Source organism: Acidobacteriota bacterium, assembly GCA_016196065.1.
In the GTDB taxonomy this organism is placed as follows: domain Bacteria; phylum Acidobacteriota; class Terriglobia; order Terriglobales; family Acidobacteriaceae; genus Acidiflorens.
Genome location: JACPYL010000027.1, coordinates 1 through 14,305, shown reverse-complemented (window position 1 = coordinate 14,305; position 14,305 = coordinate 1). Strand labels below are relative to the sequence as shown.

The 14,305-nt window shown below is 56.7% G+C and carries 7 protein-coding genes, 2 tRNA genes and 3 rRNA genes; 3 read left to right on the top strand and 9 right to left on the bottom strand.

All coding sequences use genetic code 11. From position 1 onward, the window contains the following. Nucleotides 1–6: 6 nt before the first annotated feature. Both HY010_21135 and HY010_21130 read left to right on the top strand, forming a co-directional pair. Nucleotides 7–1,164: a DUF1624 domain-containing protein gene (locus HY010_21135; GenBank protein MBI3478242.1), complete on the top strand. Its 1,158-nt coding sequence runs from the start codon at nucleotides 7–9 to the stop codon at nucleotides 1,162–1,164. A gap of 135 nt (nucleotides 1,165–1,299) precedes the next feature. After that, complete coding sequence (locus tag HY010_21130; protein MBI3478241.1) at nucleotides 1,300–2,811, top strand: hypothetical protein; 1,512 nt, start codon at nucleotides 1,300–1,302, stop codon at nucleotides 2,809–2,811. Nucleotides 2,812–2,953: 142 nt separating this feature from the next. Here HY010_21130 and HY010_21125 read toward each other — a convergent pair whose 3' ends face one another. From HY010_21125 to HY010_21115, 3 genes are all read right to left on the bottom strand, one after another. Continuing rightward, the gene (locus HY010_21125) at nucleotides 2,954–5,038 is read right to left on the bottom strand and encodes a M13 family metallopeptidase (protein MBI3478240.1); all 2,085 of its coding nucleotides are present in this window, start codon (nucleotides 5,036–5,038) and stop codon (nucleotides 2,954–2,956) included. Nucleotides 5,039–5,096: 58 nt separating this feature from the next. Next, the gene (locus tag HY010_21120; protein ID MBI3478239.1) at nucleotides 5,097–6,566 is read right to left on the bottom strand and encodes an amidohydrolase family protein; all 1,470 of its coding nucleotides are present in this window, start codon (nucleotides 6,564–6,566) and stop codon (nucleotides 5,097–5,099) included. A gap of 222 nt (nucleotides 6,567–6,788) precedes the next feature. After that, complete coding sequence (locus tag HY010_21115) at nucleotides 6,789–7,286, bottom strand: hypothetical protein (protein ID MBI3478238.1); 498 nt, start codon at nucleotides 7,284–7,286, stop codon at nucleotides 6,789–6,791. Between the two features lie 150 nt (nucleotides 7,287–7,436). Here HY010_21115 and HY010_21110 point away from each other — a divergent pair, with 150 nt between their 5' ends. Beyond that, the gene (locus HY010_21110; GenBank protein ID MBI3478237.1) at nucleotides 7,437–9,176 is read left to right on the top strand and encodes a winged helix-turn-helix domain-containing protein; all 1,740 of its coding nucleotides are present in this window, start codon (nucleotides 7,437–7,439) and stop codon (nucleotides 9,174–9,176) included. 353 nt (nucleotides 9,177–9,529) lie between these two features. On the opposite strand, the gene HY010_21105 is transcribed toward HY010_21110, so the two are convergent. The 6 genes from HY010_21105 to HY010_21080 all read right to left on the bottom strand — a co-directional run. Continuing rightward, nucleotides 9,530–9,985 (bottom strand): DIP1984 family protein, encoded by a 456-nt coding sequence (locus HY010_21105; protein ID MBI3478236.1) that lies wholly within the window; start codon nucleotides 9,983–9,985, stop codon nucleotides 9,530–9,532. Between the two features lie 328 nt (nucleotides 9,986–10,313). Then, a 5S ribosomal RNA gene (rrf, locus tag HY010_21100) occupies nucleotides 10,314–10,430 on the bottom strand. Nucleotides 10,431–10,758: 328 nt separating this feature from the next. Then, a 23S ribosomal RNA gene (locus HY010_21095) occupies nucleotides 10,759–13,719 on the bottom strand. A 126-nt stretch (nucleotides 13,720–13,845) separates the two neighbouring features. Next, nucleotides 13,846–13,922, bottom strand: a tRNA-Ile gene (locus HY010_21090). Nucleotides 13,923–13,938: 16 nt separating this feature from the next. Continuing rightward, nucleotides 13,939–14,014, bottom strand: a tRNA-Ala gene (locus HY010_21085). 158 nt (nucleotides 14,015–14,172) lie between these two features. Continuing rightward, nucleotides 14,173–14,305: ribosomal RNA gene (locus HY010_21080) — 16S ribosomal RNA — on the bottom strand; the annotation flags it as partial.

Sequence of the window (14,305 nt, the reverse complement as noted above, 5' to 3'; positions counted from 1 at the left end):
GACCTCATGACAGCAGCAGTAACGATACCTACGGAGTCCGCACGCCCGACTTCCACGCGACTGCTGTCCGTGGACATCTTTCGCGGCATCGCAGTGGCAGGCATGCTGCTGGTGGACTATCCCGGCGACGAAACTGCCGGCTACCGCCTCATTCGCCATGCTCCATGGAACGGATTAACGCTCGCTGACTTGGTCTTTCCGTCGTTCGTGTTTTTGATGGGAATTTCGATCGTGTTGTCGTTCTCGGCTCGACTGGAGCGGGGTGAGAAACGCCAGGATATCGCCTGGCATGCCGCCAAGAGGTGTCTGATCCTCTTTGCGCTGGGCGTATTTCTGAACGGGGTCCCGCAGTTTCACTTGGCCACCTGGCGCATCGAAGGAGTGGTGCAGAGAATCGCGATCTGTTACCTGGCGGCGGGACTCTTGTTTCTCTGGTCGGACCTGCGTGGATTAGTTGTCGCGGCGCTAATTTGTCTGCTGGGATATTGGGCGTTGATGCGACTGGTTCCGGTTCCAGGATTCGGGTTGCCCGGTCGTGATATTCCCGTGCTCGCACCCGATCAGAATCTCGTCGACTGGATTGATCGCGCGCTTTTCCCCGGCCGCCTCTACAACGGCACGCGCGATCCGGAGGGCGTGCTCAGCACCATCCCTGCCATCGCCACCGCGTTGATTGGCGTTCTGACTGGGCTGTGGCTGCGTGGTGCGCGAAGCGCACGCTCGAAAGTTCTGGGAATGCTCGCCACCGGCGTAGTCGGATTGGTCGTCGGCGTAGTTTGGAATCAGTGGTTCCCAATCAACAAAAACGTCTGGACGAGTTCATTCGTGGTCATCACGGCAGGGTTTGCGCTCATCTTTCTATCGCTGCTTTACTGGATCGTCGAAATTCGCTCGTCGCGTGGCCGCTGGACCATGCCATTTCTCGTATTCGGGATGAACGCCATCGTCGGGTTTTGTTTGGATGAACTCCTATGGGTGCCATTGTCCTACGGTCACGCAATCGCACGGGATGGAAGCGCAGTCACCTGGCAACAATACCTGAACGGACTTCTGAAGGTCGCCAGCCCGACTGTCGCTTCGCTTCTGTTTGCGATTGGGACTGTTTTGTTTTGTTGGCTGTTGATGGGGCTGCTCTATCGGCGCCGGATTTTTATCAAAATATGAGAACGATGCCTGGTAGTTGCACACTCTTTTTTACGTTCTGTTGACACCCATCTGGCCTTTCCCCTGCTATGCTGCTAGTCGCTTGAGAGCGCGGGTTTCGGTGCCCAGCGCCTGAAGTGACGGGGGAGTCACACCATGTGCCAGTCTGCGCTGCGGTCCTTGATCCTTACTTTCTTGCCTGCAATCATCTTTTTTGCTTTGGCATCGAATGCCAACGCGCAAACCGGCGCGTGGCTCACGCACTCTCACGACGAGCAACACACGTCGGTCTCCTCCGTTGCAGCGCAGCCACTGTCTACAGTTCACTGGCATCTGCCGGTCGACCTCGCCCCTCCGCAAGGCGAGATTTTTATTCACTACGGCTCGCCGCTCGTGACGGCGGCCAACACGGTCGTTGTGCCGGTGAAGACCACGACCGGCTTCCGCGTCGAAGCTCACAACGGCGCGACTGGCAAAAAGATGTGGACGCAGGCCACCAAATACCAGGTGCCCAGCGCATCGTTCTTGCCCGCGATGAGCCCCACGATCTCGAATAATCAATTGTTCGTTCCTGACTATGCGGGACGCGTGATTGTGCGGCAGACTCCAGACCAAACGAAAGGTACAGTCTCGCGCCTTGTTTTCTATGGCAAGAAAAATTACGCGAAGAACCCGACCACCTATCAGCAAAACGTGTTGATCAATACTGGATTGACCACCGACCCGGCCGGCAATCTCTATTTTGGGTTTCTCGTGGTTGGTCCAACGCCGATCGGGCTCCAAAGCGGCATTGCACGCGTCGCTCCCAATGGCACGGGCACGTGGGTATCCGCAGCTTCGATCAGTGCCGACGCCGGCGTCACCAACGTTGCCATGAGCTGCGCGCCCGCACTCTCCAATGATGGAAACACCCTGTATCTGGCGACCACCAACGCCAACGCCGGATACGGATACCTGGTGGCGCTCAACAGCACCACGTTGGCCGTCGTAAATCGTGTTCGCCTGAAAGATCCGTCGTCGAATCTCGACGCCCTGATTTTCGACGCGAGCAGCTCTTCTCCAACCGTTGGGCCGGACGGCGACGTGTACTTCGGCGTGCTCGAAAATCCCTTCCCTGCTCATAATGACCGGGGATGGCTCCTGCACTTCAACAGCGATCTTTCCGTGAAGAAAATTCCCGGAAGTTTTGGATGGGACGATACCGCGTCGGTTGTTCCTGCTTCGATGGTCCCCAGCTATCACGGCACTTCGACTTACCTTCTGATGAGCAAGTACAACAACTATGCCGGAGCGGGCGGCGACGGGCGCAATCGGGTTGCGATCCTTGACCCGAACGCAACCGAGCACGACCCCATTCTCTCCGCGACACTCGTGATGAAGGAAGTTCTGACCGCCCTCGGTATCACTCCTGATCCCGAATTCCCGAACGTTCCCGGAGCGGTGCGCGAGTGGTGCATCAATACTGCGGCGATTGATCCCGGCACGAAGTCGGTCATGGTAAACAGCGAGGACGGCGCTCTCTACCGCTGGGATATGACGACCAACACACTGTCTCAGTCGATTCAGCTAACCACCGGGATCGGCGAAGCCTATACGCCGACCGTCATCGGCGCGGATGGCACGGTGTATGCCATCAACGGCGCAATCCTAGACGCAATCGGAAAATAGCCAATGTGGAGCGGGCGCCCCCGCCCGCTGCAGTTGCGGTTGATGTTGTTTTTGGTTTTGGGTTCCCTCTCCAGTACCCTTTAACCCGACGATGCATCTCCGCCGCTAGCTTTTTCGCGGGCGGGGGCGCCCGCGCCACACGTTACCAGACGCGGCACGCATTCGCGTGGACCATCGACTGCCCTGCTTTGCAGCCGAATGCGTGGGCAAACTCGGGCATGTTTTCGAGTACGTTGTTCACACGGTATCGCCCGAGCGAATGCCCCTGCGACAACACGGCGGTGCGCGCTGCCTCCGGACGTAATTGTCCGCACCACACGTGGGCGTAGGACAAGAAGAACGTCTGCAGTTCGGTGAGACCGTCTTTGGTCATGCTGTCGAGGTCCCTGCCTTCGGCTTTGAGTCTTCCTTCCAGTCCGTTCAACGCGATGTGAACACCGCCATTGTCGGCTGTGTCTTCCCCGGCGGAGAGTTTGCCGTTCTGCTTGACTCCCGCCTCGGGTACGTCTTGCGTGTATTCGTCGGTGATGCATTCGTCGCGTTTGTCGTAGTTCGCTCCATCTTCCGGCGTCCACCAGTCGCGCAGGTTTCCCTGCGCATCGAACTTTCGGCCCTGATCGTCATATCCGTGGATGATCTCGTGACCAATCACCGCGCCAATCGCGCCGAAATTCACAGCGTCAATTTGCGCGACCTCGAAGAAAGGCGGCTGCAAAATTCCGGCAGGGAAGTTGATCGTGTTCGACGTCGGATCCTCGTACGCATTCACCGTCGGCGGAGTCATATTCCACTCCTGCCGGTCCGAGGGACGCCCGAACTTCGACAGGCGGCGATTGATCTCGAAAGCGGAAGCGTGTTGGACGTTGCCGAGATAATCGTCGCGCTTGATAGCAACCGATGAATAATCGAGCCACCGGTTGGGATATCCGATCTTGTCTACCTGTGCCGCGAGTTTTTCGAGCGCCAGCTTCTTGGTTTTCGGCGACATCCAGTTGGAGCTTTCGATATCCGCTTGCAGAGCTGACTTGATGGCTTTCACCATCTCTAACATTCGCGCTTTGTTTTCCGGCGGAAAATAGCGCGCGACGTACGCTTGTCCAACCGCGTCGCCCAGATCGATGTCGGCACTGAATGAACATCGCCGCGCCCGAGGCTGCATGGTTTGCGCCCCGTTCAGCGTGCGCCCGTAAAAGGCAAAGTTTTCCTCTACAAACGCCCGGCTGAGAAAAGGCGCGGCGTCATGCAGTGCCGAATAACGTAAATAGGCGCGCCAGTGATCCAGTGATTCCGAGGCGATCAGTTTGTCCAGGCCGCGGAAGAAGTCCGGAGCGATGACCAGATACTGAGAAGAAGACGGGGCCCGCATGGCGGCAAAGTAACGCTTCCAGTTGAACGCCGGTGTCAACGCCTGTACTTGTTCAGGCGTCATCTTGTTGTTCTGATTCTTGGGATCGCGTCGCAGGACGATATCCATGGCCGCATTCGCGAGCGCAGTTTCAATCGCCAGAACAGATTGCGCATCCGCCGCGGCTTTCGCGTGGGACTCACCGCTCAACTCGAGCATGCGCGTCACGTGCTGGACGTATTGGCCGCGGATCTCCGTCGATTTCGCGTCGTCCTTGAGGTAAAACTCCCGCGCCGGGAGATTCATGCCCGCCTGATCGAGCGCCGGCAGTGTCACGCTCGCATCGTCAAAGCCCGGCTGCGAGTAGATTCCAAACAGTACTCCCTGATATTGCGCTTCGATGAAATTCAAATTGGCCGGACGAATGCGTTGCTGAATATACGCAATCAGTTCCGGGAGCGCCGCTTTATCGTTGAACTTGGCAATACGCTCCAGCATGGGCTGCAATGGTGCCAACCCGGCCCGGTTGATGCCGGCTTCGTCCACGCAGGACGCATAGTAGTCGCCTACTTGCTGCTGCACGGTTGTGCGATTTCCAGTAGACGTGGCCGCTTGCTCAAGCGTCTCTCGCACGGCCGCGATGTTCCATAAGGCCAGCGAATTGAAAGTACCCCAACTGGGCTGGTCGGATGGAATTGGATTCGCCTTCAACCACTTGCCGCACGAGTACTGGAAGAAGTCCGCGCAGGGATCGAGATCTTTATCCGCCATCGCCGGCGAGAAGTGTTCCAGCGTGGGCATCGGTTCAGCTAACGAACGCGTCTGAGTAAGTAGTCCGCAGCAAAGGGTCAACACCACAATCAGGGTCTTGGGCAGGCGCACAGATAGATTCCTCCGAACACGGGTGATGGACGGCGTACCTGCGAAAAGGTAACCGAAATCAGTACTGTCCGTATCGTCCCTTCACCGAATCCAGCAGCTTCTGCGAATCATATCCAACGCCATCTTTAAACACGATCTCAACATTCTCAACATCCGAGATCTGTTTCGAAGGATCTCCTTTGATCACAACCAGGTCGGCGTGCTTCCCCGCGGCGATGGATCCGATCTGATCTTGTCGTCCCAGGTATGTCGCTCCGTTGAGTGTGGCGATCTTGATCGCATCGACCGGCGAAAATCCGGCTTCAACCAGCAATTCAATTTCGCGCTGGTCTCCGAAGCCGGGCAGGACGTCGCCCGCGCCGGTTGGATCGGGGCCTGCGATCAGCAACCCGCCAGCCGCAACGAATGCACGTTCCAGATCCATGTCACGCTTGAAAAGCATGTCGCTATCGATCGCGGGCGCTGGCCGCGACGCAGGTCGTTGCCGCAGATAGAAGAAGTCCTGCCGCGCCTCGGGAGTCATCGCATCCAGTGCCTGCTGGCGCACCGGCGGGCGTCCAAATTTGCCGCCACCCTCAAATACCGGCAAAGTCGATGTGATCGCGACGTGATGTTTAACCAAAGTGTCGATAAGATCCCGCGCATCCGCGCCACCGGGCTCCATATGCGCGAGCGTGTATTCTCCAGCACTCTGGCTGCATTCGTCGGGCTTCTTCCCCGGATCAAGTTGCGTGTTCACGAAGAAACCGTGCTCGAGATCGTCGATGCCCAACTCCGCAGCTTCTTTGTACGTGACCGAGCACAGATGCCCGGTGACCTTGATGCCGCGCTTGTGAGCCGCATCGATCGCAGCCTTGAGTTCAGCGCGCGTGATATTCATGTACGCCTTGAATGAAGTCACGCCCCGGTCGGCCCAGTAGTCGACGAGTTGGCGAGCCTCGTCCGGATTGTTCAAGTGAGGCATCTGGACGAAATAACTCTGGGCTCCTTCGAGATATGGGCCCGTCACGTCGATGCGTGGGCCGGGAAGTCTTCCAGTGTCGATGTCGTGTTTCAAATTCAAGTCTGCGTACGTTTCCACGCTGCCGGTTGTGCGCATGGTCGTGACGCCAGCCGCAAGATACATTCGCGGAGCCGAGAACGTCATCTGCGGGACCACCACGGGTGCCGCGTATTTCCACTGGCTGTTCAGATTCGGGCGGGCAATATAGAAAAGATGATTGTGCATGCCAACAATACCCGGCATCACCGTGTATCCGCGCAGATCGAGAGCCGTTGTACCCTGCGTGGCCGAGACGTCTGCTCCCCTCTCAATCGCCGTGATCCTACCCGCTTCAATCACGACGTTTTGATCTTCCACCGCGGCGGCGCCTGTGCCGTCGATCACGCGCACGTGCGTCAGGACAACTTTCGACGACTGTACCCGAACAAATTCCGTTACCGTCTTGGAAAGCTCCGGCGCCTGCGCCGAAGAAAGAGTTCCGATCCAACACAACGTCAGCACAGTCACTAGTCTGCGAAGCTTCATCGATACACTCCTGGCGTCCGGCTTGCGTCGGACATTGTAGCCGATGCAGGGCAAACGTCTGCCGCCATGTTCGGGCTAACCTGCAGAACCTTGCCGTACCAAATCTCCGTACCGGACTTCTCCGTAGCGCGGCAAAGCAGCATAGCCCAAGGCAAAGGGCCACGCCTCTTGGACGTGGCCCTTGATCTGGCTTTGACACAATCGACCGCGCGACTTGGTTATCTACTTGAACCGCTGAGCGGTAGCCACGGCGCAACCGCTCGCCAGCAGGTTTCCGTTGGGATCGAAAAAGCTGACTGTTGCGGTACTCGTGAATTGATTGCCGTCGTTCCCCATCTGAATCGCCTGAGCGATCTTCTGCGTCTTGACCAAGACCCCGTTACTCGTAATGAACGCAGTGGAGACTGCTGTAAAAGCGTGGTGGTCATACGCCCACACACCGTGCCCCGGGCCCCGTTCCGCAGGAAAGAAGGCGGGATTTGCGGTAGTTTCCGTCAACGCCCCGCCGCGCGCAAAGGTCAGCAGTGACGGAAACGGATTGCCCAGCGTCTGGCCGCTCGTACAATCCACGATTGATACCTGGACGGTCCATGTCCCCTCCAACAGCCGCACTTCCGGTGCGCGGTTCTTCACGTCGGCGGCGAAGCTTTGTCCCAGCAGTAGAAACAATGTCGCGGCCACAGATAGAGCGAAGCTTCGGTTCACAAACTTAGCAGTCATATTCATTTTTCCTCTCTCGAATTCGTTGCCGGGTTGCTCTCCGGCTGATCTTCCGCAATACTCGTTCAGGTCCCGAAAGAAAGTCCTTAGGCGGTTCTGAAAGTTTCTGAAATCGCTTCTGAAGTGCGCTCGGGCAATCCAGGTCTGATCATGGTCGAACCACCGCAGATCTACGAATTTGGAGATTTCCGCATCGATGCCGCGAAGCGCCTTCTTCTGCGGGGAAGCGAGACTGTGCCTCTCACTCCCAAAGTGTTTGAGACGCTGCTCTACCTGGTAAGGCGCCCGGGGGATTTAGTCCAAAAAGATGATCTGATCCGTTCCGTGTGGCCCGACACGATCGTTGAAGAGAACAACCTCAACCAGAATATTTCTACGCTCCGCCGCGTGCTGGGAGAAACGCGCGGCGAGAACCGCTACATCGCGACCATCCCTGGACAGGGCTACCGTTTTGTTGCGAATGTGCGCAGGCATGCTGTGTCCGGACCCACTGCGTCGGTCGCGCACTCTGCCACTCGCTCGCTTGCGGTGCTGCCCTTCAAACCTCTGACGGCGGATCTGCGAGACGAAGCCCTCGAACTGGGCATGGCCGACACTCTGATCGCCCGCCTCAGCAGCACTCGAAGCACCAGCGTCCGTCCCCTTAGTTCCGTGCGCAAATATGGAAGCCTCGAGCAAGACGCACTGGCCGCCGGTCGCGAGCTGATGGTCGAGTCGGTTTTGGACGGCAGCATCCAGCGCGATGGCAGCCATATACGAGTGACGGCCCGGCTGCTTCAGGTTTCTGACGGCACATCCTTGTGGACGCGAAAGTTCGACGAAGAATTCACCGACGTCTTCACGGTCCAGGATACGATTTCCGAAAAAGTTGCGGCCGCTCTCGCTCTCCGCCTGAGCCAGGAAGAAAGAAGGAAGCTTACCCACCGGAATACCCAGAACATCGAGGCCTATCACAGCTATCTGAAGGGCCGGTACCACATCGGCAAAGTCATTCGTCCCGCGATCGCAAAGGGAATTGAATTCTTTCAGCAGGCGATCGACGCCGATCCCACCTACGCGCTCGCCTACGCCGGGATTGCCGACTCGTATCGCAGGCTCCCCATCACCAGCGACGTCGCCCCGAAAGACGCCTTCCCGAAAGCCAAAGCCGCCGCGATCAAGGCCCTGGAGATCGACCCCAACATCTCCGATGCCCACCTGGCACTTGGCTTTTGCAAGCTCTGGTTCGATTGGGATTGGTCCGGCGCCGAACAGGAATTTCAACACGCCATTGAGTTGAATCCGAACAACGGCGAAGCCCACATGGGATACGCCGTCATGCTCACCGCAGTAGGCCGCCACGACGAAGCCATCATCGAAGGCCAGCGAGCCATCGACGCCGATCCCCTCTCCCTCATCGTGAACGCCAACCAGGCGCAATTCCTGCATTGGGCAAGACGCGACGACGAAGCCGGAGTCCAAGCCCACAAGACGCTCGAACTCGATCCCAACTTCTGGGTGGCAAACCTCGCATTAGCTCGTGTGCAAATTCAGCGGGCCGAATATGAAAATGCAATCGCAGTGTTGACGAAAGCGCGAGATTTTTCGGGCGGCAACTCGGAAACAATTTCTCTGATTGGATACTGCTGCGCACGAACCGGGGATCAGCCTCGAGCGCGAGCCGTGATTGACGACCTGAAAACGCGCTTCGCGGACCGCTACTTGCCTCCGCAAAGCGTTGCGGTAATCCATTGCGGCCTCGGCGACGCGGATGGAGCATTAGATTGGCTGGCGAAGGCTCACTCCGAACGCGATGTGCGGCTGACATTTCTCAAAGTCGATCCCAAGTGGGATTCGATCCGCACCGACCCAAGATTCGGAACTCTATTGCGGCAAATGTATTTGGGATAAAACCCCCATGAAACGCCCACGACAGAATAGATTTTGGGTGGCGCAGCGGTTCACCGCTGCGGTAACTGCCGAGTGTGGAGTAAGGCTTTAGCCGCTGAGGGCATGCCCAGTCCTCATCACAAACGGAAGTAGGTCGACTAGAACGAGTGCCCCTTCCCCACCCTCACCGACGCTACGAGACCAGCACATGGTCGTACACGGTTACAATACGCCGTGCATTTGTGCGCCTTGCTGGGCATACGCTGTTCTGGTCGGAATCGAACCGACTAGTGCTTGCCCTCGCACTACCCGAGTCGGCATTGCCCCGCCGGAGGGTTGTGCTCACTTCTCGTGTCGCCGACTACCTTCTCGCCCTAGTCCAACAAAACGGTCAACCAATCTGCTTCTTGTATGCGCGTGTCGAGTTCACGATACTGCTTGGCAAGATCATCTGCCTTCCGCTGTGTGGCCGCGACGCTCACCGTGCTGACGTACTTCACTTCGGAACGTGTAGTACGGCTTTGACTGGTTGAGGCCGCGGTCGCAAGCTCTCGATATGTGTTGTATCGGATCTTCAGGACATCGCGTTCCGCCAGCGCGTCCGCCAGCGTTCCGTCCCCGAATCGCGACGCTGCATTCGTCCGGTTAATGCGCTGAATCAGTACCGTCAATTCTTTCGCCAACCTTTCCAGCTCAGACTGGAGTTCCGCCGGATCTTCCTCCGGCTTGTCGCCTTCCTGAATGCGCGCGTTCTTGACCAGACGCTGCTTCAACTGCTCCAAGCGCCTTTGGAGGTCGGCGCGGAGCGCCAACGCTTCTGCGATTTTCATCCCGAGATTTCCTTTCCGCCGGGGACAGTCTAGCAGGATACTGAATCCAGACTATTTTAAGCGCCTACGTTCCGCCACAAAGCAATAGGTCACGCTGATTTCTCAAACGTGACCTTTATTTATGGGCAATGACCTACTCTCCCACACACATGTGGCGCGGGCGCCTCCGCCGGCGAGAAGGCTAGCAGCGCAGATGCACCGTCAGGTCGAGTGCCTGGAAAAACCACACCAACCCCAACAGCAGCGGGCGGGGCGCCCGCTCCACATCACAAACACATCAAATCCCAAAAGGAAAAGGCCGACCATTTTCATGATCGGCCTTTATTTATGCCGGCAACGACCTACTCTCCCACACACTTTCGCGTGCAGTACAATCGGCCCAGCGGGGCTTAACTTCCGTGTTCGGGATGGGAACGGGTGGAACCCCCGCGGTAAGATCACCGACAACTTGAGGCGCTTGCGCGGCGTTTGAGCCGCGCGCCGAAATCCCGAGCGCCTTGCGGCGAGGGATCTCTACGCCATCTCGGTGTCGCTTTCGCGACGAGCTTTCAAAGATCCTGAGGACGAAACCTCACAACTGAATAGATTGGGTTGAAGCGGTGTAACCCGCTTCGATATTACTTTGGCAAAATTTCGTCGGCGCACAGTCATCAGTATTGCTTCTCAGTCATCCAGGTTCGAACGACTTCCTAACAACATTGCTGGTTCCAGTTCAGGTTCTAACTGAGAACTGGCAACTGAGAACTGATCACTGTTTTACTGCACCGAGTAAATTTTATGGTCAAGCCGAACGGGCGATTAGTACAGGTAAGCTACACGCATCACTGCGCTTCAACATCCTGCCTATCAACCAGGTAGTCTACCTGGGCCCTTCTTGACCCTTATGGGTTGGGAGATCTCATCTTGAGGAGTGCTTCCCGCTTATATGCATTCAGCGGTTATCACAACCGAACTTCGCTACCCAGCGGTGCCACTGGCGTGACAGCTGGAACACAAGAGGTTCGTCCATCCCGGTCCTCTCGTACTAAGGACAGGCCCTCTCAAATCTCCTGCGCCCACAACAGATAGGGACCGAACTGTCTCGCGACGTTCTGAACCCAGCTCACGTACCGCTTTAATAGGCGAACAGCCTAACCCTTGGAACCTTCTACAGCTCCAGGATGCGATGAACCGACATCGAGGTGCCAAACCGGAGCGTCGATATGAACTCTTGGCTCCGATCAGCCTGTTATCCCCGGCGTACCTTTTATCCGTTGAGCGATGGCCCTTCCATACAGAACCACCGGATCACTAACGCCTACTTTCGTATCTGCTCGACTTGTAGGTCTCGCAGTTAACCACGCTTATGCGTTTGCACTCGTCGGCTGATTTCCAAACAGCCTGAGCGTAGCTTCGCGCGCCTCCGTTACAGTTTAGGAGGCGACCGCCCCAGTCAAACTACCCGCCTTAGTATGTCCCTTTCCCGGATCACGGGAATAGGTTAGAACCACAGAACTCGCAGGGTGGTATCTCACCGGTGGCTCCCCCAAGTCCGAAAACCTGAGTTCCAAGCCTCCCACCTATCCTGCGCAGCAAGTGCCATAGTTCATACTAAAGGTATAGTAAAGGTGCACGGGGTCTTTCCGTCTAGTTGCGGGCAACCGGCATCTTCACCGGCACTACAAGTTCGCCGTGTCAGTCGGCAAGACAGTCGCACTTTCGTTACGCCATTCGTGCAGGTCGGAACTTACCCGACAAGGAATTTCGCTACCTTAGGACCGTTATAGTTACGGCCGCCGTTCACTGGGGCTTCAGTTCAAAGCTTCGCCTTGCGGCTAACCTCTCCCTTTAACCTTCCAGCACCGGGCAGGCGTCAGCCCCTATACGTCGTTTTCGACTTAGCAGAGACCTGTGTTTTTGTTAAACAGTCGCAGTGCGCATTTCTCTGCGGCCTCTTCGGGCTTGCACCCTAGTGAGGCACCCCTTCTCCCGAAGTTACGGGGTTATATTGCCAAGTTCCTTACCAACTGTTCTCACGAGCGCCTTAGAATATTCTTCTCGTCTACCTGTGTCGGTTTGAGGTACGGATCCCACATGTTCTCCTTAGAGGATTTTCTCGGCAGCGTGGAATCAGCAGCTTTCCTCCATACGGAGTACTGTTTTGCGTCTCAGTGATAACTCCTCGACGGATTTTCCTATCGAGAACACCTTACACGCATCAACCGTCATAGCCATAGGACGGCCTGCTTATCCTTCTGCGTCTCCCCATCGTATAACGACCACATGGGAGGTCCGGAATATTAACCGGATGTCCATCAGTTACGCCTTTCGGCCTCACCTTAGGAACCGCCTGACCCTGAGCGGATTAACCTTTCTCAGGAAACCTTAGACTTTCGGCGCGGAGGGTTCTCACCTCCGTTATCGCTACTTATGCCGGCAGGGTCTCTTCCCAACCGTCCACCAGTCTTCTCAGTCTGGCTTCTAACTGTTGAGAATGCTCTCCTACCACGCATGGCTGTTACACCATGCATTCGCTGCTTCGGTAATCAGCTTAAGCCCCGTTAAATTGTCGGCACCGGACCGCTTGACCAGTGAGCTATTACGCTTTCTTTAAAGGATGGCTGCTTCTAAGCCAACCTCCTGGCTGTCTGGGCGTTCCGACTTCCTTTCCCACTTAGCTGATATTTTGGGACCTTAGCAGGCGATCTGGACTGTTTTCCTCTCGACAACGAAGCTTAGCCCCCGCTGTCTGACTGCCGTATTGGTTGTTCAATGGCATTCGAAGTTTGATTGGATTCTGTAAGCTGGAAAGCCCCATAGTCCATTCAGATCTCTACCGCCACGACAAATCATACGACGCTAGCCCTAAAGCTATTTCGGAGAGAACGAGCAATCACGGAATTTGATTAGCCTTTCACCCCTACCCTCAGCTCATCGGAGCTTTTTTCAACAAACACCCGTTCGGACCTCCAGTAGGTTTTACCCTACTTTCATCCTGGCCAAGGGTAGATCATCCCGCTTCGCGTCTAATCCCAGCGACTGAACGCCCTATTCAGACTCGCTTTCGCTGCGGCTCGCTTTCGCTTAACCTTGCCACTGAGATTAACTAGCCAGCTCATTATTCAATAGGCACGATGTCAGGCGTTCCCCTTGCGGGGCATAGCCCTCCAACTGCTTGTAGGCGTGTGGTTTCAGGTACTATTTCACTCCCCTCGCAGGGGTTCTTTTCACCTTTCCCTCACGGTACTGGTTCACTATCGGTCGCAAGTCAGTATTTAGCCTTGCCGGATGGTCCCGGCAGATTCCCGCAGGGTTTCTCGTGTCCCGCGGTACTTAGGATACCCCTAGGGAGACTCGGATTTTCGTGTACGGGGCTATCACCCTCTTTGGCCGGCCTTTCCATGCCGTTCGACTAACCCTTGTCTTCCCACATCGAGGTCCTGCAACCCCCGGCTCTCCTTGCGAATCGCCGGGTTTAGGCTGTTCCGATTTCGCTCGCCACTACTTTCGGAATCACGGTTGTTTTCTTTTCCTCCGGGTACTGAGATGGTTCACTTCCCCGGGTTCGCTCCGCCGCCCTATGGATTCAGGCGGCGGTGGCGGGTGTTCTCACCCGCCGGGTTTCCCCATTCGGACATCCCCGGATCACAGGTTGCTAGCACCTTCCCGAGGCTTATCGCAGCTGGCCACGTCCTTCTTCGCCTACTTGCGCCAAGGCATCCACACACACGCCCTTAGTAGCTTGACCATAAAATCAACTCTGAACACAGAGTGTACTTCTTGAGCGCTATGCACTTACTTGTAGTTGTAAATGCCCGTCAATATTCAATTGTCAAAGATCGGCGCCCGAACCCCTCCGAGGAGGGGCGGGCGGAAACTTGTGGTGGGCCTGGGTAGAGTCGAACTACCGACCTCACCCTTATCAGGGGTGCGCTCTAGCCACCTGAGCTACAGGCCCGGGCTACTCCCAGAACTGGTGGAGCTGGTCGGGATCGAACCGGCGACCTCCTGAATGCAAATCAGGCGCTCTCCCAGCTGAGCTACAGCCCCTGGTAAGAAACTAATCGAGGCCAGTTGGACGCAGGGTCGCGGGACCAGCCCGCTTCCCCTACTGAAAACCGAAACTCCGAGCAGAGAATCCGGAACGACGATTTGGAGTGGAACGGCTGCCGCCGTGTACTTTGTCGGCGGCTCCACCCACGGTCTCTCTTAGAAAGGAGGTGATCCAGCCGCAGGTTCTCCTACGGCTACCTTGTTACGACTTCACCCCAATCATGAATCATACCTTGGGCCGCTGCCCCCCTTGCGGGTTGGCGTGCAGACTTCTAGTACAATCCACTT

Bases quoted from the DNA above. Each gene is read 5' to 3' on its own strand.
- HY010_21135 (MBI3478242.1), top strand. From the start codon at position 7: ATGACAGCAGCAGTAACGATACCTACGGAGTCCGCACGCCCGACTTCC.
- HY010_21130 (MBI3478241.1), top strand. From the start codon at position 1,300: ATGTGCCAGTCTGCGCTGCGGTCCTTGATCCTTACTTTCTTGCCTGCA.
- HY010_21120 (MBI3478239.1), bottom strand. From the start codon at position 6,566: ATGAAGCTTCGCAGACTAGTGACTGTGCTGACGTTGTGTTGGATCGGA.
- HY010_21115 (MBI3478238.1), bottom strand. From the start codon at position 7,286: ATGACTGCTAAGTTTGTGAACCGAAGCTTCGCTCTATCTGTGGCCGCG.
- HY010_21110 (MBI3478237.1), top strand. From the start codon at position 7,437: ATGGTCGAACCACCGCAGATCTACGAATTTGGAGATTTCCGCATCGAT.
- HY010_21105 (MBI3478236.1), bottom strand. From the start codon at position 9,985: ATGAAAATCGCAGAAGCGTTGGCGCTCCGCGCCGACCTCCAAAGGCGC.